This window comes from Pseudidiomarina sp., assembly GCF_033722695.1.
Taxonomy (GTDB): Bacteria; Pseudomonadota; Gammaproteobacteria; order Enterobacterales; family Alteromonadaceae; genus Pseudidiomarina.
The window spans coordinates 14,038-34,443 of record NZ_JAWVYM010000015.1 but is presented as its reverse complement, the minus strand read 5'-3'; the positions used below and the strand labels follow the sequence as shown (position 1 = coordinate 34,443).

Genomic DNA, 20,406 nt, shown 5'->3' with positions numbered 1-20,406 from the left:
GCCAATGATGTTAAAACCCGCGTTGGGTGAAAAGTCTGTAAAGGCTCCGCAGAGCTGGCAGCAACTACCCCATGGCCGCTGGCTGCAACAGCAGGTGGAGCAGGTGCTGACGCCGCACTGCGGTAAGCTGTTCGGCTATCATCTGGCGCGCGTGGGGCAGTTGTCAGCACAGCTGGAACTACCCAAATTGCACATCAAGCATCAATTTTCGGTGGCAGCGGGTGGCGAGGTTGACGTTCATGCTGAAGCGGAGTACCTGCCTTTTGCCGAGGCTTCAATTGACGCTGTGTTGATGATTGGCCAGTTAGAATTCGAACGGGATCCGCACCAGGTGTTGCGGGAAGTTGCCCGCAGCCTGATTGCCGACGGCTATCTGCTACTGGCCGGCTTCAACCCCCTGAGCCCGGCCCTGTTAACGGGATTCTGGCCAGGTCAGGCTGATCGTTATCCGTGGCGGGGCCGTTATTTCACCAGAGCACGGGTGCTTGATTGGCTGGCTCTGCTAAACTTTGAAGTTGTAGAAACGGGCTACCTCGCGCCGGGCATGCTAATTGAATCACTGACGCCGCCGGAGCGGGGGTTGGCCACTCTGACGCGAGCAATTCCGCAATTGGGCAGCATGTATTTTATGGTTGCCCGCAAGCGGCAGTTCCCGCTGACCCTGGTGCGCTACCGGAAAAAGCAGCAGCACCGGGTCAACAATGCGTTGCCACTAGCAAACCGAATGGAGTGACATGATGTTATCAGCAAGCGAATTATGTGCGCAGGCGCGCTCTAATGTAAAAGAAATTGATGTCCATGAACTGAACCGGAAAACTGCCGAAGGCGTGCGGGTTATCGATGTGCGTGAACCGGGAGAATATGCAGCGGGGCATATTCACCGTGCCGTTAATATGCCGCGAGGCGTGCTGGAAATGCAGTTGCATCAGCATCCGGATGTTGCCGGCTATGATGACAGCTTAGCGCGACTGGCGGCCGAACCGCTCTATCTGATCTGTCGCAGCGGTGGACGTTCAGCGCTGGCAGCAGAGTCGTTGCAGCGCATGGGTTTTGATAAGGTTATTTCGGTGGCCGGCGGTATGGAAGCCTGGGACCAGGCTAAATACGCCCAGGTGACCGGTCAGGGCGGCGTATAGCCTTCGTCTGGTAACAGATCGCTGGACTCAGCGGCCTTGCGGGCTAATTCATCGCAGCGTTCGTTCTGTGGGTGGCCCGCGTGACCTTTGACCCACTCCCAGGTTACGTCGTGACGTTGCCGGGCTTCATCCAGTGCCATCCATAAATCGGCGTTTTTTACCGGTTTGCGGGCCGCGGTGCGCCAGCCATTGCGCTTCCAGTTGTGGATCCAGGTTTTGATACCCTGTCTCATATAATCGCTATCCGAAGTCAAAACCACCTTACACGGCCGCTTCAAGGCCTCCAGCGCTTTGATGGCGGCTAACATTTCCATGCGGTTATTGGTGGTCAGCTGATAGCCCTGCCACAGCTCTTTATGGTGTTCACCATACTCAATTACGATACCGTAACCACCCGGGCCAGGGTTGCCCAGACACGAGCCGTCAGTGTAGATGTGTACAGTCTTCTGCTGCATAATAACCAATACCAGCCAGTCGCTATTTGATATGCGGTATAGTGACCAGAGCGAATCCAATAGTAAAGAGCTGTTTGAGCAAAGAATAGTGATAAGGATAGTTATGCGGCAGATTGTACTTGATACCGAAACCACTGGCCTTGACCCTGCACAGGGGCATCGCATTATTGAAATCGGGGCGGTGGAACTGATTGGCCGTAAGCCCACTGGCAGTACTTTTCATACCTATATCAATCCGATGCGGATTGTTGAGCAGGGCGCTATTGAAGTGCATGGCATTACCAATGAGTTTCTGCAGGACAAACCGGTATTCGCTGAAATTGCTGACGATTTTCTGAAGTTTATTGATGGCGCTGAACTGGTTATTCATAATGCGGCCTTCGACGTGGGCTTTATGGACCACGAGTTTGCATTACTGAATAAAGGTATCGGCCGCACTACCGATTATTGTCGGATTCTGGATACCCTGAGCCTGGCGCGTGAACGCCGGCCGGGTCAGAAGAATAACCTGGACGCGCTGTGCCGGGCATTTGGCATTGATAACTCAAACCGGACCTTCCACGGAGCATTGCTGGATGCTGAGTTGTTGGCCGACGTCTATCTGATGATGACCGGTGGCCAGACCAAACTGGAACTGGCCACGCAAACGAAATCCCAACAGCAGGCGCAGGGAACGGCTGGCTGGACGCCAGTTACCAATAAGCCGGATCTGAAAGTAATTCAGGCGACAGAAAATGAAATTCAGGCCCACGAAGAACGTTTGAAAGTGATCGCTGATGCGGGTGTGTCGCCCCTCTGGAATGCCTGAAACCGACCAATTTGAATGAAAATCAGACAAACAGTCCGAATTACTGAAAAAAAGGTTGACGGCTGCAGGCAGCGCTCGTAATATTCGCTCCGCATTCAGGGCGTGCCCACCCGGAAACCCCCGAATCAGGAAACGTGGAGCGGTAGTTCAGTTGGTTAGAATACCGGCCTGTCACGCCGGGGGTCGCGGGTTCAAGTCCCGTCCGCTCCGCCACTTTCCTCTTTAGTTTAAACCGCTGCGGAGCGGTAGTTCAGTTGGTTAGAATACCGGCCTGTCACGCCGGGGGTCGCGGGTTCAAGTCCCGTCCGCTCCGCCATTTAAACCTCTTTCACTATATTATCTTTGGAGTGTTGCGCGATGAGTTCGGCTAATGCCTGCTTAACGTGTGGGGCTTGTTGTGGATCCTATCGTGTTTCCTTTTACTGGGGCGAAGCGACCGGTGCGCCTGAAGGCTATGTGCCAAGCGAACTGACCGAAGCTTTTCACCCGCACCTGCTATGCATGCAGGGTACCAACCAGAAGCAGCCGCGCTGTGTCGCCCTTGAAGGCGAAATCGGCCAGAAAGTCAGCTGTTCTATTTATCCCAACCGTCCGTCGCCATGCCGTGAATTTGATATCTCGGTTGATGGCAGCAATGCCTTTTGCGATAAAGCCCGCTTAAAACATGGGCTGCCGCCACTCATTCCCGTTATACACGTCGCCTGATATTGTTGTAAAATCCGCTAAACTGCGGTCTTTGCGCTACGAATAGCTCTTGAGCCTGAGTGTCCAGGCGGGTACATTAGTGGGATCACTACAACAAGGAGAAAGACTATGCGCAAGAGCCTAATCGCTATTGCTATCGGCGCCACGCTATCAGTGGCTGCATGTTCTGATAAAGATGCCACTGAGCAAACGCAACAAGTTGCTGCTCAGACTGAGCAAACCGCTGCCACCGAGTTCAACGAAAGCAACCCGTTTTACGAGGCCAGCACGCTGGATTATCAGGCCCCTGATTTTACCCAAATTAAATTTGAGCACTTCCGTCCGGCATTTGAAGCTGGCATGGCAGAGCATATGGAAGAGATCGTCGCGATTGCCAGTAACACCGAACTGGCGACTTTCGAAAACACTATCGTTGCGATGGAACGTTCAGGTCGTCTGCTGAGCCGGGTATCTTCAGTTTTCTATAACTTGGCTGGCTCAAACAGCAACGACGATATTCGCGATTTGCAAGGCGAATTAGCGCCGAAAATGGCTCGTCACCGCGACAACATCATGCTAAATGCTGATTTGTTCGCTCGCGTGCAAGCGGTTTATGACAACCGCATGATGCTTGAAGGCGAAGACCTGCGTCTGACTGAAGAAACGTATAACAGCTTTGTCCGTGCTGGTGCGAAACTTAACGATGAAGCTCAGGCAGAAATCCGCGAAGTGAACGCCGAGCTGTCGTCACTGACGACAGAATTCCAGCGTAACCTGATGAAGCTGGTTGATGAGAATCTGATTGTCGTTGAGGATAAAGCCGAGCTGGCAGGCCTGAGTGACAGTGAGATCACGCGCCTGGCAGAAACTGCAAAAGCAGAGGGTATGGAAGGCAAGTACGTTATCAAGCTGACCAACACCACCCGTCAGCCTATTCTGCAGTCACTGGAAAATCGCAAACTGCGTCAGCGCATCTGGGAAGCTTCAGCAAACCGTGGTACCGGTAACACTGAAACCGATAACCGTCCACTGGTATCGCGCCTGAGTGAACTGCGTGCGCAAAAAGCAAACCTGCTTGGTTATGATAACTGGGGCCTGTATGTGCTGGACACCAGCATGGCTAAAACCCCGACCGCCGCACAAAACATGCTGCGTGATCTGGTTCCGGCGGTGGTGAGCAACGTTGCTCAGGAGCAAGCTGCGATTCAGGACATGATCGAAGCTGAAGGTGGCGACTTTGAAGTGAAACCGTGGGATTGGGCTTTCTACGCAGAGAAAGTTCGCTCAGACAAGTACGCTATTGATTCTGACGAAGTAAAACAGTACTTCGAGATTAATCGTGTGGTTGAGGATGGCGTGTTCTTCGCGATGAACCAGCTGTTTGGTATTACCTTCCATCAGCGCGATGACATCCCGGTCTATGCCGACGATGTGCTGGTTTATGAAGTAAAAGACGTGGATGGATCGACCCTAGGCTTATTCTACACTGACTGGTATACCCGTGACGGTAAGCGCGGCGGAGCCTGGATGAGTTCCTTCGTGAGCCAGTCACACCTGCTGGGTAATAAGCCGGTCATTCTGAACAACATGAACATCAAAAAAGCTGCGGACGGCGAGCCGACTTTACTGAGCTTTGACGAAGTAAGCACTATGTTCCATGAAGTGGGACACGCTCTGCACGGTCTGTTCTCAGACGTGAAATACCCATCGCTTGCGGGTACTTCTGTATCGCGTGATTACGTAGAGTTCCCGTCGACCTTCCAGGAAGACTGGACCATGCACCCGAAAGTTCTGGCGAATTATGCCCGCCATCATGAAACTGGTGAGCAAATTCCTGACGAACTGCTGGCAAAAGTGTTGGCGGCGAAAAACTTCAATATGGGCTTTGACACCCTTGAATATATCTCGTCTGCATTACTTGATTTTGAGTACCACACCCTGTCAGCTGACGCGGCCAAAATCGATGATGTTCTGGCCTTTGAGGAAGCAGCGCTGGCTCGCAATGGTGTTGATGTAGAAGCAGTACCACCGCGCTACAAATCAACCTACTTTGCGCACGTGTTCGCGGGCGGCTACTCTGCTGGCTACTATGCTTACATGTGGTCTGAAGTACTGGCAGCAGATGCCTTCGCCTACCTTGGTGAGCGCGGCGGTCTGACTATCGAAAATGGCCAGGCATTCCGTGAAGCCATTTTGTCGAAAGGTAACAGTATCGATCCGATGAAACAGTACATTAACTTCCGTGGCCAGGAGCCATCAGTGGAAGCCTTACTGGAACGTCGTGGTCTGACACCACCTAAAATCGACTAATTTTTAAAAAAAGAAAGAATAGGGGGCTGACACCGTTTTGATGGTGTCAGCCCCCTTTTTTGTTGTCCTCAACAGTGTTATATAGGAATGTAAAGATTAAATGGAATTAGGAATCTAACCAATGACAGAGACGTTATTTGCGGCGCAGCCGATATATGACAGCCGACAGCGGGTCGTTGCGCATGAGCTGCTGTATCGCCATGAGAACGGTATAACAGCGTTGGAAGTAGGCGATAGCCAGGCTACCAGCGAAGTGCTCTTTAATTTATGCACTGGCATAGTGGAACACGTAGAGCATTTTAAAAAGCCTGTATTTATTAATGTTGCCAGCGACTTTCTGATGTCCGGTTCGTTTCTGCCTTTAAATCCAAAAGACGTCGTGATTGAACTGGTGGAGCGGATTCGGCCCACGCCTGAAATCGTTGCAGCTATTGAGTCATGGGTCAGCGAAGGCTTTCAGTTTGCACTCGATGATTTTGCTTTTGAACCTGAATGGGAGCCGCTGCTGCATCTGGTTTCGGTAATAAAAGTCGATATCAGCCTGATCAGTATTGATGAAGTCAAAGATCACCTCGAAGATCTGCGTCATATACCGGTGCAGTGGCTGGCAGAGCGTGTCGAGGATGAACAAACCTACAACGCGTATCGGGATTTGGGCTTCGATCTTTTTCAGGGCTTTTATCTGGCGCGACCGATCGTGATCGAGGGGACCAAGGTGCCGTCGGCGGCAAGCCAGTTAACTTTCGTGATCGAACATTTATTCGCTGAGGAACCTGATCTTTATGATCTGGTCTCTGCGCTATCGACGGATCCGCTACTGGTGGTTAACCTGCTGCGTATAGCGAACAGCCCCTATTACGCGGCGCGACGGCGCATCGAATCGCTCAAAGAAGTGGTTATGATGTTAGGCCTTGAACCCCTGCGTAAGTGGGTTCTGCTAATTATTTCGTTGCAGAGTACCACGCCGGTTAAGGCTAAACTGGTACTAACCAGGGCTTATATGTGTAGCGAGCTGATGCAACTGAATATTGCTGATCAGCGCCGCGCCGGGCCAGCCTTTTTGGTTGGCCTGCTGTCCGGTACCGATACCCTGCTCGGCGTGTCGACCAAAGACTTTGTTAGTAAACTTAATATTACCGAGAGCATGCGTGATGCTGTGCTGCATCGTAAAGGCGAGCTCGGCGAGTTGCTGGCTTCGGTGGAAGAATTTGAATATGCATTAGCGATGAAACAGCCGATTGATGCGGACAACCCCTTATTCGGAATTTACCAACAGTGCCACTTCTTAGTGGACGAAATGCTTTCAGCGGCAGGTTTCGAATGAAAACAACCATAGCTCTGATCCTTTTGGGATACCTGATATTCATTAGCGCTGCTAACAGCACCAGCTGGGGCGAAAGCGAGGTTGCGGATCCGTTATTACCCGGGGAAACCTGTAAAGTGCGGGAGCCGATGAGTTACGGCAGCTACATATACCGCTGGGAGTCGAAATATGATCAGGTGTTCTGGCCCCTCATCGATATGGAAGGGATCTGGCACTGCGAAAAATCCGGTTTCATGGCCTTAATCGGTGATTTTGAACTGAATCCGGAGGAAGCATTAAGAATCAAAACCTTTCTGGACACCCATCCGGCTGCCCCGGTTAGCCGCGCCGATAAACTGGTAAGGCTGGACGCCCTTTATGCGCTACGGGATAAAAACGCCGACTATCGGAATATTGTGAGCCGGGTACTGGCACGCCAGTATCAGAGCATGAAGGATTATGAAACGGCGAACCAGTATCGGGCGGAAGCTTTTGCGGCCTTCGAGGGTATCCTGGCACAGCCAGATCTGGATCTGGCAAAGCGAGCCCAGTACTTGTATCTGGGGGTAAACTACGCCCGGCAATTCGGCCAAATGGCACTAAGTGAAGATTATGAGCGCCGCTTGAGTATTGTCATGACTGACGCTCAGGGTACCGAAGCCGAGTACTTTATCGAATATATCAGGGAATTACTGCCTGACAGCCAATACATCACGCCAGACGGCCCACTCGATCCCGAGCTGCCTGAAACCGGACCAGAAACAGGGGGCTGACACCCCCCTGCAACAACCCTGCATCACCCCTGACTAGTGCCTGGCGCTGCTTCGTGCTATAATCTGCACCACTTTTTGAAGCCTCTTATCATTCTGAACTTAAGAATAGGAACAACTATGTCGAACGATGGTTCAAAGATTATATATACTGAAACAGATGAAGCACCTCGCTTAGCGACGTATTCATTACTGCCTGTTATTCAGGCTTTTACCAAAGCGGCAGGGGTTTCTGTGGAAACCCGCGACATCTCGCTGGCTGGCCGGATTATCGCCAACTTCCCTGAGTACCTGAAGGAAGACCAGCGTATCAATGACGCCCTAGCGGAACTTGGTGAAATGGCAAAAACCCCAGAAGCCAATATCATTAAATTGCCGAATATCAGTGCCTCGATTCCACAAATGGTGGCAGCCATTAAAGAGCTGCAAAATCAGGGCTATAATCTTCCTGACTATCCGTTCGACCCTCAGACCGACGAAGAGCGTTATGCCAAGTCGCGTTACGACAAAATTAAAGGCAGTGCGGTGAATCCGGTACTGCGCGAAGGTAACTCTGATCGTCGCGCGCCTGCATCTGTTAAAAACTACGTGAAGAAGCACCCGCACCGTATGGGTGAGTGGAGCAAAGACTCCAAGACCCACGTAGCTAATATGAGCCACGGTGACTTTTATGATAGTGAGCAGTCCACCACGGTAGTGAATAGCGATACGCTTAAAATTGTCCTGAACACCCCAGAAAGTCAGACGGTACTGAAAGATGGCGTTAAAGTACTGGCTGGTGAAGTAATTGACGCGGCCGTAATGAACACCGCCAAACTTCAGGATTTCTTCGTAAAAGAAACCAACCGAGCTAAAGAAGAGGGCGTATTGCTTTCGCTGCACCTGAAAGCCACCATGATGAAAGTTTCTGATCCCATTATGTTCGGCCATGCGGTGAAAGTTTACTTCCGTGATCTTTTCGCTAAGCACGGTGAAACCTTTAAGAAGCTTGGTGTTGATGTAACCAATGGCTTCGGTGATATCGAATCTAAGATCAAAGAATTGCCAAAAGAACATCGTGAAGAAATCGAGAAAGACATCCAGGCTGTGTTCGATGAACAACCAGAACTGGCCATGGTCAATTCTGATAAAGGCATCACCAACTTACATGTGCCGAGTGACGTAATTATTGACGCGTCAATGCCAGCGATGATTCGTGACTCCGGTAAGATGTGGGATCGTGATGGCAAGCGCCAGGACACCAAAGCCATGATCCCGGATCGTTGCTATGCCGGCGTTTATCAGGAAACCATCGACTTCTGTAAAGAGCACGGCGCCTTTGATCCTTCGACTATGGGTACCTGTCCCAACGTGGGTCTGATGGCGCAAAAAGCTGAAGAATATGGTTCACACGATAAGACTTTTGAAATCCCAGCGCACGGTACTGTGAAAGTGCTGAATTCCAAAGATGAAGTCATTTTTGAACATAAAGTTGAGAAAGGCGATATCTGGCGTATGTGTCAGGTTAAAGACGACCCGATTCGCGACTGGGTGAAACTGGCAGTGAACCGCTCACGTTCAAGCGGTATGCCGGCTGTGTTCTGGCTGGACAGCAACCGCGCCCATGACAGCCAGTTGATTGCCAAAGTAAAAACCTATCTGCAGGACCATGACATTGAAGGTCTGGACATTCGTATCCTGTCGCCTGTGGAAGCCACGCGGCACACTCTGCAACGCCTGAAAGAAGGAAAAGACACGATTTCAGTTACCGGTAACGTACTACGTGACTACCTGACTGACTTGTTCCCGATTCTGGAGCTGGGTACCAGCGCCAAGATGCTGTCGATTGTGCCGTTAATGAACGGCGGTGGTCTGTTTGAAACGGGTGCCGGCGGCTCTGCGCCCAAGCACGTACAGCAGTTTGTTGAAGAAAACCATCTGCGTTGGGATTCGCTGGGCGAGTTCCTGGCGCTGGCGGCATCACTTGAGCACATGGCTGAGCGCACCAATAATGAGCGCGCCCAAATTCTGGCCGACACCCTGGATGATGCTACTGCTAAATTCCTGGAAAACGATAAGTCACCGTCGCGTAAAGCCGGTGAATTGGATAATCGTGGCAGCCACTTCTATCTGGCCATGTACTGGGCCGAAGCGCTGGCAGAGCAAAGCAAGGACAGCGCGCTGGCGGAACGCTTCAGTAAACTGGCTAAGCAATTCAATGATAACGCCGATGCGATTATTAACGAGCTTAATGAAGTGCAGGGACAGCCAGTGGACATCGGTGGTTATTACAACCCGAATCCAACGCTGGTTTCTAAAGCGATGCGCCCGTGTGACCAACTGAACGATATTCTGGCAAGCCTGTAAAGCGCTAGCTACAGAATAAAAATAGATCGGAAAAGGCGAAGCTCTGATGCTTCGCCTTTTTTTATGCGCTGTCCGGCACCATAAGCTAGACTGGAAAGATGGCAAGTAATTACCTTAAGTAAGGAGAAGTAAATGTCTGATAAAGAACCGGAACAAAGCCCGTTAACCCAGAAGGTTACGGTTGATGATAAAACTGTTGAGATTGATATTTACCGGGGCGATGAAGGTGGCTGGATTCTGGAAATTGTTGATGAAGGCAACAATTCGACCATGTGGGAGGACGAATTTGAGTCGGACGAGGAAGCCCTGGCCGAAGCAAAAGCAGCGATCCGGGAAGATGGCATCGACGCTTATATCGGCGATCACAACCAGTCGAACAAAGGTGAGTACGGCTACGAACATCGTGATGACACCGAGCCCCGGGTTGAAGAGATTCCACGTATTAAAAAAGGCCCGAAACAAGGCATGGGTAATGGTTAAGGAGGTCACTATGAAATTAACAACGGTGGTTGTTTCTGCTGGTTTGTTGATGTGGAGCAGTGTTGCAGCTGCGAATGCCGAAGTCTGCGAGCTAAAAGCAGACACCCCCGGTAAATATTTTGTGCTTGATAGCGACGGCGATGAAGTCGGCTATATTGAATTGCGAAGTGACGACAGCTGGAAAGCCTGGGTGTATGAGCGGGGCGCCGCTATTGAGACGTTCTGGGCGCCTGAAGATGCGATGGGCCATGTATGCCGAAACCGGGTTATTGAATAACCCGGCTTCGGAACATTACTACTGCTGGATACACTCTGCCAGTGAGCAACCCTGATAGGTTCGCTCGCATTGTTGATAGGCTCGGTGAGCCGCTACAGAACGCACTGGATCACTGGCTTCTGCCGTCATGCCCGAGGCGCTGGTGGAATAACAAAGCCAGTAACCGGTGATATCAGCTGGAGCTGTTTTATCAGCAGTATCACTGGCGGAACCAGCGCAACTGGTCATAAATATGGCAAGGGCGCTTATGAGAACGGTCCGCATCATCATTACCGTTGTACGCATTCTGCTGGTGTGCAGGCCTGGTAATGTTCATTACAACGTTCAAAGGCGGTTGCTTCCGCTTTTTCGCGATCCATATTGGTCGCTTCATAAAGTCTGCCACCACCGACACCGCTTCTGGAAACACAATACCACTCACCGCTCACCATGGGCGATGCGGTAATTTCTGTGTCCGGTTTATCAGTATTGGTGCAACCAAGTAAAACAAGTGTCAGTCCTGCAGCTAAGGTTAAGCGAATCATTGAATTAGCCTCTCTTTGCTTGGAATGTTCATATCAAAGTATAGAAGGTGATACTAAATTTTCCAGCTTCGCCCAACTGCTTGATCGGGCGGTTCAGAACTTGGTTAACCGGAAACGCTGCGTATACATGCCCTGGTGCTCCACCATTTCAGTAAACATTTCAAGTGGGCGCACCCATAGATCGCCGCTGCCGCCCTGGCCATCAAGCGGGCGGTACACGACCATCTCTTCCTCAGTTTCAGAATGACGGGCGACACCGATAACTTCATAATCCTTACCTTTAAAGTGTCGGTAAACGCCCGGGATGATTGTTGGCATATCAGCCTCTCCTTACAGTGCCTGAGGGTTCAGTTGCCAGATCTGGTAACTGAGTGCAGCTGCAAACGTGACCCAGATAAAATAGGGAACCAGCAGCAAGGCAGCGGCCTTACGCTGGCGCCAGAATAATACGATGGTTGCCAGAATAAACGCCCATAAAGCGATTATTTCAATAAAGGCGATTAACCCCAGATAAAAACCAAAAAATAACCAGCTCCAGATGGCATTAAGCCCTAATTGGATTAAAAATATCTGCAGCGCCGGTTTGGCCGTACCCTGATAGCCGTCCTGACGCCATACCAGCCAGGCGGCAACCCCCATCATAGTGTATAGCGCTGTCCAAACAGGACCGAACAGCCATGCCGGCGGTGCCCAGCCCGGTAACGTCAGCTCACGATAAAATACGGGGGCGTTGGCAGACCCGAAGCCGCCAATTGCAGCCGCGAGATAAACCAATATCAGCCAGCCGATGAGGCCTGCCAGTTGCTTACCAATCGACATAATGGATATCCTTCTTTATCTGCCTGAATATGAATTACTAGTGCTAGCTACTATAGCCGCTATTGGCCTGTAAGTGCTAGTCAGAAGGCTAATACTCGGCATGACAATTACCTCGGGCTAAGGCACAATACGACTAACTCATAAAAAGACGAATCAGAAGCTTATGACGTCCCAGGCCGCGACCACACAACCACAGTTTATTCATCTTCGGGTGCACAGCGATTTTTCCATGATCGATGGTCTCAATAAGGTGGGTCCTATCTGTGAAGCGACTGCGACCCGCAATATGCCGGCGCTTGCGATTACCGATCAGATGAACCTGTGTGGCTTGGTACGATTTTATCGCACCACACATAAACTGGGGCTGAAGCCTATTGTCGGCTGCGATTTGTGGGTGCTGGATCCCGATCAGCCAGATGAACCACCCAGCCGGCTTACCGCGCTGGCAATGAACAACGATGGTTACCAGCAGCTTACGCAGCTGATTTCGCGCGGCTATCTGGCTGGCCACCGGCAGGGTAAGCCCTGCGTGGACAGGCCCTGGCTGGCTGACCACAGTAACGGTCTGATTCTGCTTAGCGGTGGCCGCGAGGGCGACATTGGTCGCAAATTATTGCAACATCACGAAGAAGAAGCTGAGACTGCGCTGGCGTTTTATCAGCAGCATTTCCCTGATCGCTTTTACCTTGAACTGGTGCGCACCGGCCGCGCCGGTGAAGACGAATATATTCACGCCGCGGTGCAACTGGCAGCGAAAACCGGCATGCCGGTGGTGGCAACCAACGAAGTGGTTTTCCTGCAGCCCGAGAACTTTCATGCCCATGAAGTGCGGGTCGCAGTGCATGACAGCTTTACCCTCGACGATAAACGCAGGCCGAAGCGATACAGCGATCAGCAGTACCTGAAAAGCCCGGAAGAAATGGCCGAGCTGTTTAAGGATATTCCTGAAGCCCTGGCCAATACCGTTGAAATCGCCAAGCGCTGTAACGTTACTGTTCAGCTCGATACCCCGGTGCTACCAGAGTTTCCCACCGGCGGTATGTCGCCGGGTGACTACCTTATCAAAAAATCCCGTGAAGGCCTTGAAGTACGTTTGCAGAAGCTGTTCCCTGATGCCACAGAGCGGGCCGAAAAGCGTAAAGAGTACGATGAGCGTTTAGCGATTGAACTCGAAGTTATCAATCAGATGGGCTTTCCGGGTTACTTCCTGATCGTGATGGAGTTTATTCAGTGGTCCAAGGATAACGGCATTCCGGTTGGACCCGGCCGTGGTTCGGGGGCCGGCTCGCTGGTTGCCTATGCGCTGAAAATTACTGATCTGGATCCGCTGGAACTCGATCTGCTATTTGAGCGATTCCTGAACCCTGAACGGGTGTCCATGCCGGATTTCGATATCGATTTCTGTATGGATCGCCGCGACGAGGTGATCGACCATGTTGCTGATCTTTATGGTCGTGAAGCGGTCAGCCAGATCATCACCTTCGGTACGATGGCGGCAAAAGCTGCGATTCGCGATGTTGGCCGGGTGCTCGGGCACCCTTACGGTTTTGTCGACAAGATCACCAAGTTGGTGCCGCCAGATCCCGGTATGACCCTGGAAAAAGCCTTTGAAGTTGAATCGCGCCTGGTTGAGATGTACGAACAGGACGAAGACGTCCGCGACCTCATTGATATGGCCCGCATCCTCGAAGGTGTTACCCGTAACGCCGGTAAACATGCGGGCGGCGTGGTTATTGCGCCCACCAAAATCACTGATTATTCGCCGCTATATTGCGACGACGAAGGCAAGCAGCCCGTTACTCAGTTTGATAAAAACGATGTTGAGGCAGCTGGCCTGGTCAAGTTCGACTTCCTCGGACTGCGCACGCTGACCATCATCCAGTGGGCACTGGACATGATTAACGCCAACCGCGCCAAGGAGGGGGCTGACCCCATCTTCATCGAAGATATTCCACTGCAGGATCCGGAATGCTTCAGGCTGCTGAAAACCGGTAAAACCACGGCGGTGTTCCAGCTTGAATCGCGCGGCATGAAAGAGCTGATCAAAAAGCTCAAACCCGATAGCTTCGAAGATATTATCGCGCTGGTGGCCTTGTTCCGGCCGGGCCCACTGCAGTCGGGCATGGTTGATAATTTTATCGATCGAAAGCATGGCCGCGAAGCCATCAGCTACCCGGATAAAGACTATCAGCATGAACTGCTCAAGCCGATCCTGGAGCCCACCTATGGGGTTATCCTGTATCAGGAGCAGGTTATGCAGATTGCTCAGGTGCTGGCGGGCTACTCCCTCGGTGGCGCTGACTTGCTGCGCCGTGCTATGGGTAAGAAAAAGCCCGAAGAGATGGCAAAGCAACGGGCGGTTTTCGAGGAAGGCGCAAAAAATAACGGTATTGACCCGGAACTGGCAGTTAAAATCTTCGATCTGGTAGAAAAATTTGCTGGCTACGGTTTTAATAAGTCGCATTCCGCCGCTTATGCGCTGGTTTCTTACCAGACCCTGTGGATGAAGACCCACTATCCGGCACAGTTCATGGCCGCGGTGATGTCCGCCGATATGGACAACACCGATAAGATCGTCACTTTGGTGGATGAATGCGAGCAAATGGGGCTAAAGCTAATGCCGCCGGATGTGAACAAAGGCCAGTATAAATTTACCGTGGATGCCGACCAGCAGATTATTTACGGTATTGGCGCCATTAAAGGCGTAGGTGAGGCACCAATTGAAGCAATTCTGCAGGCCCGCAATGAGGGTGGGCCTTTTAGCGATTTATTTGATTTTTGCTGTCGGGTGGATCTGAAACGTCTGAACCGGCGGGTGCTGGAAAAGCTCATCAAAGGCGGCGCTATGGACAACCTTGGTCCGCACCGGGCTTCGCTGCTGGCAACCGTCGACAAAGCGATGCGCCAGGCTGAACAGCACGCGCGCGCCGAGGAAATCGGGCAAAGCGACTTATTCGGTGTGCTGACTACCTCGAATGACAATACTGAGATTGAACATGAGTTCGTCAAAGTCACGCCGTGGCCCGAAGCTCAATGGCTGGAAGGCGAACGTGAAACCCTTGGGCTATACTTGACGGGACATCCGATAAATCGCTACCGTGCCGAGTTGCGTAATTATGTTGCCGGCACCCTGGCTGAGGTGAAGCCTACTGGTCGTGATCAAGTCACCACAATAGCCGGTCTGGTGATTGATGTGCGAACGCTGGTCAATAAAAAGGGCCACCGCTGGGCGATCGTCACGCTGGATGATAAAACCGCGCGGCTGGATGTGCGCTTTTTTGCGCAAGATTATGAAAATCACTATGAATTGCTGGTAAAAGACCAGATATTGGTAGTGAAAGGAGAGGTCAGCTTTGATGATTACTCCGGGGGCAATACAATGTCCGCGCGCGAAGTCATGACCATCACCGGAATGCGCGAGCAATACGCCAAGGCGTTGACACTGACGCTGCGCCCGGAACAGCTTGAGGGGGCCGGGCTGAAACAACTGACCCAATTGCTGGCGCCCTACAAGCAGGGCACTTGCCCGCTGCGTCTATGCTATATGCGGGACGATGTAAGTGCGGAATATAAAGCCGCTACTGAATGGCATGTAACGCCGGCTGATGAATTATTGCACGAGTTGGAAGTCCAACTTGGTAAGAAACATGTTTCTTTAGAATTTTAATGGCAAACGGGAGCCATAATGAGTCTGCAATTTTTAGATTTTGAAAAGCCTATTGCTGAGCTACAGGCGCAAATCGAAGAACTAAAGTCTGTTAGTGCGAAAGGTGATTTTGATATCAATGTTGAGGATGAAGTTCGCACGCTGCAACAAAAGCGTGAACAGCTCATCAAAAAGATTTTTGGTGATCTGGGGGCCTGGCAGGTTGCCCAGCTGGCCCGTCATCCGGAGCGTCCATATACGCTGGATTATATCGAGCATATGTTTACCGATTTTGACGAACTTGCTGGCGACCGGACCTTTGCCAATGACCGTGCCATTGTGGGCGGTACCGCGCGGCTGGATGGCCAGCCGGTGATGGTTATTGGTCACCAGAAAGGCCGCGAAACCAAAGAAAAAATCAAACGTAACTTTGGTATGCCAAAGCCTGAAGGCTACCGCAAAGCTCTGCGCCTGATGGAAATGGCAGAGCGCTTTAAGCTGCCGATAGTTACTTTTATCGACACCCCTGGTGCCTATCCCGGTATCGGCGCCGAGGAACGTGGTCAATCAGAAGCAATCGCCCGTAACCTGAAAGTGATGGCGCGGCTGACGGTACCTATCGTTTGTACGGTAATCGGCGAAGGTGGCTCCGGCGGTGCACTGGCTATTGGTGTGGGTGACAAGGTCAATATGCTGCAGTACAGCACCTATTCCGTTATCTCACCCGAGGGTTGTGCTTCGATTCTCTGGAAAAGTGCTGCGAAGGCCGAATTGGCGGCCGAAGCTATGGGCGTAACCGCTGACCGCAGCCTGGAGCTGGGGCTAATTGATGCCATTATCGAAGAGCCGCTGGGCGGCGCGCATCGGGATCATCCCGAGATGGCGAAGCGCCTTAAAAAGCAGATTTTGTCTGACTTAGGTCAGCTTGAGAAGCTTGATAAGAGCAGCCTGTTAGACCAGCGCTATCAGAAACTGATGTCGTTCGGTTATTGCTGATTTTGTTATGACGACTGAGCAGCCTCTGTGCGATCTTTATCCCGTATTCACACAGAGCCTCAGTCGTCTTGACCTGAAACCAGAACAGCAACTGATTGCCTGCCTTGGTGGCGGCGCCGATTCCCAGACTATTCTTGATTTACTGGATCGCTATCGCAGCGAACACCCCCAATATCAATATCTCGCTATTCATCTGGACCATGAGTTCCATCCGGCCTCCGGAGAATGGGCCCAGGGCCTGGTAGCTGACTGTGAACGCCGGCAATTCCCTCTGCATACTGAAGTGCTGGAGATTCCCAGTGGTCGCCGCATCAGTAAAGAAGCCGCAGGGCGCGAAACGCGCTACGCCCGCATGGCCGAGCTGGGCAAGCCCGCCGCGGTTTTTTTACTGGGACAGCATCGTAACGATCAGATTGAAACTTTTTTGCTGCAGCTTAAGCGGGGCAGTGGGCCTAAAGGTCTGTCGGGCATGGCCGCGGTCGCAAAGGGGCTGCATCAGCAGCGTTGGGTGCGCCCTCTGTTACGGGTGAGCAAGCACGAAATTTATCGCTACGCCAGGCATCATGAGCTGTTCTGGATTGAAGATGAAACAAACTTTGATACCAGCATAGATCGAAATTTTTTGCGTCACGAGGTGGTTCCGCAACTGGAGCGGCGCTGGCCGCAGTTCGGTGAAGCGGTACTGCGTAGTGCCTCTTTGTGCGCCGAACAACAACAATTGCTGGATGAGCTGCTTAGCGTTCAGATCAGGCCGTTAATCGATGCTGAGGGTCAGTTACAGAGCAAAACGCTGGAACAGGCCTCCCCGCAATTGCAACGGGCCGCACTGCGCTTCTGGCTGTCTCAGCGCGGCGCTTCCATGCCGTCCTATGCTCAGCTCGAGCAATTGCGCACCCAGATGTTGCTGACCACCAATGATGCTAACCCTTCGGTCAATTGGGGTGGGTATACCGTAACCCGGCGGCGTGACCGCACCCTGATACTGAGCGCCCTGTGATTAATCAGCGCCGGGCAATCATGTATGGCTTACTGGCCGTATTGCTCTGGGCTACGGTCGCCACCGCATTTAAACTTGCACTAATTTATCTCACGCCGCGCCAGTTGTTGTTCATTGCGGCGCTGACCAGCCTGCTGTTCTTTGCCGGGGTTATCAGTGTGCAGGGCAAATGGGCGCAGACGGTGGCGGTGGCGCGCAGCCATACCGGCTTTTACTGCCTGCAGGGCTTTATAAACCCATTCGCTTATTACTGGATCTTGTTTATGGCTTACAACCAGCTGCCGGCGCAGCAGGCACAGGCGATCAACTACACCTGGGCGATTACCATGGCGCTGTTGGCGGTGCCTATTCTTAAGCAGAAGCTATCAGGCCGCGAATTACTGGCGATGCTTATTGCTTATTGCGGGGTCGCCTTAATTGCCACCGGCGGCCGCTGGGATCTGGCGCAGACCAACTGGTCCGGGGTTGGCCTGGCGCTGCTCAGTACATTATTGTGGGCCGGTTACTGGCTGATTAATACCCGTAACCACGACCAGCCGGTCATCGCCTTGTTCTGGTGTTTCTTCTGGGGTGTGGTGTGGCTGCTGGCGGCGGCGATCATCTGGCCGGAACCCTGGATGCCGGCATGGCAGGGGCTGCTGGCCGGTATCTACGTAGGAATTTTTGAAATGGGGCTGACCTTTTTGATCTGGCTGACGGCTATGCGCACCGCCAGCAAAACCAGCCAGGTGTCAGCCCTCATCTTTCTCAGCCCCTTTTTGTCACTGATTCTGATCTACTCTATATTGGGCGAAGTGATTTATATGACTACGCTAATAGGACTGTCGCTGATTTGTGGCGGGCTATACCTGCTGCGTGGTACAACAAAAAAGGATGTTTAAGTGAATAGCGGATTTACTGACGTACTATTGCTGTTGGCCCTTGCGGTTGTCTTAGTGTGGGGATTTCGCCGTTTGCGGCTGCCCGCTATTCTGGCCTACCTGGCCGCCGGCCTGATTGCCGGCCCCTACATTACCGGCTGGATTGCCGACCCCAATGAATACCATTTTGTCGCTGAGCTGGGCGTGGTGTTACTGCTGTTTTCGCTGGGGCTGGAGTTCTCGCTACCGAAAATGATCGCCATGCGCAAGCTGGTATTTGGTCTGGGGGCCGGGCAGGTTGTTATCTGTACCATCTTATTTGCGTTGCTGGCTGTGCTGCTGCTGGATGACTGGAGCGCCGCATTTGTGGTGGGCGGCACTATTGCGTTGTCATCGACGGCAGTCGTGATTAAGCAATTGGCAGAAAGCGCACAGCTGGCCACCAAGAAAGGTCAGGTTACGGTGTCGGTGTTGTTGTTCCAGGATCTCGCCGTAGTCCCCATGTTGATTATCATCCCGCTGCTGGCGGCCAATAACGATGTCAGCATCTGGGAAAGCCTGGGGCTGGCGCTACTTAAAGGTGCCGGGGTAGTGGTGCTGCTGATGGCCATCGGCAAATGGGTACTGCCCCATATATTCAAAGAAATTGCCCGACTGCGCACTGACGAGCTATTTGTGCTGGCGACCTTGCTCGTGGCGTTGGTAGCTGGCGGATTAACCCATCTGTTTGGCCTGTCGATGGCGCTGGGCGCTTTCCTGGCCGGTATGATGCTGGGGGAAAGCAAATATAAGCACCAGTTGGAGGCTGATATCAGGCCATTTCGCGATATCCTGATGGGGCTGTTCTTCATTACCGTTGGCATGCAGCTGAACCTGGATGTGTTCCTGCGCAATATGCACTGGGTGATTCTGGCCATGCTGGTGATTGCGGTGGTGAAATTTCTGGTCATCCGCAGTCTGGCCGGATTAATGGGCGAGCGACGGGAAGATAGCTGGGCCGCTGGGCTGATGCTGTTCCAGATGGGGGAGTTTGGCTTTGTGCTGGTATCGCTCGCGCTGACTTATCAGCTGCTGCCGCCGGATTTTGCTTCACTGCTGGTTGGTATTGGTGTATTTGGCATGGCGCTCACACCGGTTATTATTCAGCGCAATAACGTCATCGTGAAGAATTTACTAAACTGGCGCGGGAAAAGGGCCGAGGATTTACCCAAAGATGCTATTCCACAGCCGGAAAAACCAAGCCGGGTGCTGATTCTCGGCTTTGGCCGGGTTGGTCAGACGGTCGGCCGTTTCCTTAAAGCCGAAGAGATAGACTACCTGGCGATTGATCATGACCCGCGCCGAGTTCAGGAAGCACAGGCGGGTGGCGCCAATGTTTACTTTGGTGATGCCGCCCGGCGCGATATTCTAAAAGCCGTTTACGCGGAGCAGGTAGCGCTGATTATTATCAGTTTTGCGGAAGATAACCGGGCTATAGAAGTTCTTAAGTCCGTCCGTTCGCTGAATGAACGGGCCGAAATTATCGTGCGTAGTCGCGATGACATGAAACTTAGCGTGATGATGGATGAAGGCGCTACCCAGGTGGTCCCCGATACGCTGGAAGCAAGTCTGATGCTGGTCTCGCAGGTGCTAAGGCGCAGTGATATCCCGATCCGGAGGATCCTGTCGCAGCTGGATAAAGCGCGGCGCGAGCATTATGGCGATATGCATGGGTTTTATCCGGGCGAAACGACCGATATGGATCCGGAAAAAATCGAACGGCTCACCTTTCTGCACGCTGTGGCTTTGCCGGAACAAGCCTTTGCCGTGGGCAAAAAGCCGCGTGATCTGGAACTGGATGAGATTAAGGTAAAAATTAAGTCAGTGCGAAGAAACGATGAAGAACTGACAGAAATCGATGAATATTTCACTTTCTCTGAGGACGATGTGGTGCTGCTAGCCGGCTCCCCGCGTGCGGTAGAAGAGGGCGAGAGCTACCTTCTTAACGGCTGAAAC

The 20,406-nt window shown here is 52.2% G+C and carries 20 protein-coding genes and 2 tRNA genes; 17 read left to right on the top strand and 5 right to left on the bottom strand.

The features are described from left to right. The first annotated feature begins 4 nt into the window (after nt 1–4). The gene (locus tag R3196_RS07115) at nt 5–733 is read left to right on the top strand and encodes a class I SAM-dependent methyltransferase (RefSeq protein ID WP_318936080.1); all 729 of its coding nucleotides are present in this window, start codon (nt 5–7) and stop codon (nt 731–733) included. A 4-nt stretch (nt 734–737) separates the two neighbouring features. Next, nucleotides 738–1,136 carry a rhodanese-like domain-containing protein gene (locus R3196_RS07110; RefSeq protein WP_318936096.1) on the top strand — a complete coding sequence of 133 codons (399 nt, stop codon included), beginning with the start codon at nt 738–740 and terminating at the stop codon, nt 1,134–1,136. On the opposite strand, the gene rnhA is transcribed toward R3196_RS07110, so the two are convergent. Beyond that, complete coding sequence (rnhA, locus tag R3196_RS07105) at nt 1,121–1,594, bottom strand: ribonuclease HI (RefSeq protein ID WP_318936095.1); 474 nt, start codon at nt 1,592–1,594, stop codon at nt 1,121–1,123. The two genes, R3196_RS07110 and rnhA, sit on opposite strands and share 16 nt — an antisense overlap. Before the next feature lie 100 nt (nt 1,595–1,694). Between rnhA and dnaQ the strand changes: the two genes are divergently transcribed. The 10 genes from dnaQ to R3196_RS07055 all read left to right on the top strand — a co-directional run bounded on the left by dnaQ (nt 1,695) and on the right by R3196_RS07055 (nt 10,569). Continuing rightward, entirely contained in the window at nt 1,695–2,399 is a 705-nt protein-coding gene (dnaQ, locus tag R3196_RS07100; protein ID WP_318936079.1) for a DNA polymerase III subunit epsilon, read from the top strand. 136 nt (nt 2,400–2,535) lie between these two features. Further along, a tRNA-Asp gene (locus R3196_RS07095) sits at nt 2,536–2,612 on the top strand. A gap of 26 nt (nt 2,613–2,638) precedes the next feature. Beyond that, nucleotides 2,639–2,715 (top strand) — tRNA-Asp (locus R3196_RS07090). 41 nt (nt 2,716–2,756) lie between these two features. Continuing rightward, a complete protein-coding gene (locus R3196_RS07085; RefSeq protein WP_318936078.1) occupies nt 2,757–3,104 on the top strand; it encodes a YkgJ family cysteine cluster protein in 348 nt (115 codons plus the stop codon). A gap of 108 nt (nt 3,105–3,212) precedes the next feature. Next, nucleotides 3,213–5,393, top strand: a complete 2,181-nt coding sequence (locus R3196_RS07080; protein ID WP_318936077.1) for a M3 family metallopeptidase — start codon at nt 3,213–3,215, stop codon at nt 5,391–5,393. 121 nt (nt 5,394–5,514) lie between these two features. Beyond that, nucleotides 5,515–6,717, top strand: coding sequence for an EAL and HDOD domain-containing protein (locus tag R3196_RS07075; RefSeq protein ID WP_318936076.1), 1,203 nt, complete (start codon nt 5,515–5,517; stop codon nt 6,715–6,717). Beyond that, nucleotides 6,714–7,469, top strand: a complete 756-nt coding sequence (locus R3196_RS07070; protein ID WP_318936075.1) for a hypothetical protein — start codon at nt 6,714–6,716, stop codon at nt 7,467–7,469. Before R3196_RS07075 ends, R3196_RS07070 begins: the two co-directional genes overlap by 4 nt. Nucleotides 7,470–7,586: 117 nt before the next feature. After that, the gene (locus R3196_RS07065) at nt 7,587–9,812 is read left to right on the top strand and encodes an NADP-dependent isocitrate dehydrogenase (protein ID WP_318936074.1); all 2,226 of its coding nucleotides are present in this window, start codon (nt 7,587–7,589) and stop codon (nt 9,810–9,812) included. A 132-nt stretch (nt 9,813–9,944) separates the two neighbouring features. Further along, a complete protein-coding gene (locus R3196_RS07060) occupies nt 9,945–10,292 on the top strand; it encodes a hypothetical protein (protein WP_318936073.1) in 348 nt (115 codons plus the stop codon). 10 nt (nt 10,293–10,302) lie between these two features. Next, entirely contained in the window at nt 10,303–10,569 is a 267-nt protein-coding gene (locus tag R3196_RS07055) for a hypothetical protein (protein WP_318936072.1), read from the top strand. An 18-nt stretch (nt 10,570–10,587) separates the two neighbouring features. On the opposite strand, the gene R3196_RS07050 is transcribed toward R3196_RS07055, so the two are convergent. From R3196_RS07050 to R3196_RS07035, 4 genes are all read right to left on the bottom strand, one after another. Further along, nucleotides 10,588–10,854: a hypothetical protein gene (locus R3196_RS07050; RefSeq protein ID WP_318936071.1), complete on the bottom strand. Its 267-nt coding sequence runs from the start codon at nt 10,852–10,854 to the stop codon at nt 10,588–10,590. Next, entirely contained in the window at nt 10,839–11,093 is a 255-nt protein-coding gene (locus R3196_RS07045) for a hypothetical protein (protein ID WP_318936070.1), read from the bottom strand. Before R3196_RS07045 ends, R3196_RS07050 begins: the two co-directional genes overlap by 16 nt. A gap of 93 nt (nt 11,094–11,186) precedes the next feature. Beyond that, nucleotides 11,187–11,411 (bottom strand): DUF1653 domain-containing protein, encoded by a 225-nt coding sequence (locus tag R3196_RS07040; protein ID WP_318936069.1) that lies wholly within the window; start codon nt 11,409–11,411, stop codon nt 11,187–11,189. 12 nt (nt 11,412–11,423) lie between these two features. Beyond that, nucleotides 11,424–11,912 (bottom strand): TspO/MBR family protein, encoded by a 489-nt coding sequence (locus R3196_RS07035; protein WP_318936068.1) that lies wholly within the window; start codon nt 11,910–11,912, stop codon nt 11,424–11,426. A 163-nt stretch (nt 11,913–12,075) separates the two neighbouring features. On the opposite strand from R3196_RS07035, the gene dnaE reads away from it, so the two are divergent. The 5 genes from dnaE to R3196_RS07010 are packed head-to-tail and all read left to right on the top strand — an operon-like array spanning nt 12,076 to nt 20,403. Further along, nucleotides 12,076–15,579 carry a DNA polymerase III subunit alpha gene (dnaE, locus tag R3196_RS07030; protein WP_318936067.1) on the top strand — a complete coding sequence of 1,168 codons (3,504 nt, stop codon included), beginning with the start codon at nt 12,076–12,078 and terminating at the stop codon, nt 15,577–15,579. Between the two features lie 18 nt (nt 15,580–15,597). Next, complete coding sequence (accA, locus tag R3196_RS07025; RefSeq protein ID WP_318936066.1) at nt 15,598–16,554, top strand: acetyl-CoA carboxylase carboxyl transferase subunit alpha; 957 nt, start codon at nt 15,598–15,600, stop codon at nt 16,552–16,554. A 7-nt stretch (nt 16,555–16,561) separates the two neighbouring features. Then, nucleotides 16,562–17,551: a tRNA lysidine(34) synthetase TilS gene (gene tilS, locus R3196_RS07020; protein ID WP_318936065.1), complete on the top strand. Its 990-nt coding sequence runs from the start codon at nt 16,562–16,564 to the stop codon at nt 17,549–17,551. Further along, nucleotides 17,548–18,432, top strand: a complete 885-nt coding sequence (locus tag R3196_RS07015; RefSeq protein ID WP_318936064.1) for a DMT family transporter — start codon at nt 17,548–17,550, stop codon at nt 18,430–18,432. Before tilS ends, R3196_RS07015 begins: the two co-directional genes overlap by 4 nt. Next, nucleotides 18,433–20,403, top strand: coding sequence for a monovalent cation:proton antiporter-2 (CPA2) family protein (locus tag R3196_RS07010; RefSeq protein ID WP_318936063.1), 1,971 nt, complete (start codon nt 18,433–18,435; stop codon nt 20,401–20,403). Nucleotides 20,404–20,406 lie beyond the last annotated feature (3 nt).

What these genes read in the sequence shown, in the direction of transcription:
- R3196_RS07115 (WP_318936080.1), top strand. Translation starts at nt 5, where the DNA reads ATGATGTTAAAACCCGCGTTGGGTGAAAAGTCTGTAAAGGCTCCGCAG.
- R3196_RS07110 (WP_318936096.1), top strand. Translation starts at nt 738, where the DNA reads ATGTTATCAGCAAGCGAATTATGTGCGCAGGCGCGCTCTAATGTAAAA.
- dnaQ (WP_318936079.1), top strand. Translation starts at nt 1,695, where the DNA reads ATGCGGCAGATTGTACTTGATACCGAAACCACTGGCCTTGACCCTGCA.
- R3196_RS07085 (WP_318936078.1), top strand. Translation starts at nt 2,757, where the DNA reads ATGAGTTCGGCTAATGCCTGCTTAACGTGTGGGGCTTGTTGTGGATCC.
- R3196_RS07080 (WP_318936077.1), top strand. Translation starts at nt 3,213, where the DNA reads ATGCGCAAGAGCCTAATCGCTATTGCTATCGGCGCCACGCTATCAGTG.
- R3196_RS07075 (WP_318936076.1), top strand. Translation starts at nt 5,515, where the DNA reads ATGACAGAGACGTTATTTGCGGCGCAGCCGATATATGACAGCCGACAG.
- R3196_RS07070 (WP_318936075.1), top strand. Translation starts at nt 6,714, where the DNA reads ATGAAAACAACCATAGCTCTGATCCTTTTGGGATACCTGATATTCATT.
- R3196_RS07065 (WP_318936074.1), top strand. Translation starts at nt 7,587, where the DNA reads ATGTCGAACGATGGTTCAAAGATTATATATACTGAAACAGATGAAGCA.
- R3196_RS07060 (WP_318936073.1), top strand. Translation starts at nt 9,945, where the DNA reads ATGTCTGATAAAGAACCGGAACAAAGCCCGTTAACCCAGAAGGTTACG.
- R3196_RS07055 (WP_318936072.1), top strand. Translation starts at nt 10,303, where the DNA reads ATGAAATTAACAACGGTGGTTGTTTCTGCTGGTTTGTTGATGTGGAGC.
- R3196_RS07050 (WP_318936071.1), bottom strand. Translation starts at nt 10,854, where the DNA reads ATGCGTACAACGGTAATGATGATGCGGACCGTTCTCATAAGCGCCCTT.
- R3196_RS07045 (WP_318936070.1), bottom strand. Translation starts at nt 11,093, where the DNA reads ATGATTCGCTTAACCTTAGCTGCAGGACTGACACTTGTTTTACTTGGT.
- R3196_RS07040 (WP_318936069.1), bottom strand. Translation starts at nt 11,411, where the DNA reads ATGCCAACAATCATCCCGGGCGTTTACCGACACTTTAAAGGTAAGGAT.
- R3196_RS07035 (WP_318936068.1), bottom strand. Translation starts at nt 11,912, where the DNA reads ATGTCGATTGGTAAGCAACTGGCAGGCCTCATCGGCTGGCTGATATTG.
- dnaE (WP_318936067.1), top strand. Translation starts at nt 12,076, where the DNA reads ATGACGTCCCAGGCCGCGACCACACAACCACAGTTTATTCATCTTCGG.
- accA (WP_318936066.1), top strand. Translation starts at nt 15,598, where the DNA reads ATGAGTCTGCAATTTTTAGATTTTGAAAAGCCTATTGCTGAGCTACAG.
- tilS (WP_318936065.1), top strand. Translation starts at nt 16,562, where the DNA reads ATGACGACTGAGCAGCCTCTGTGCGATCTTTATCCCGTATTCACACAG.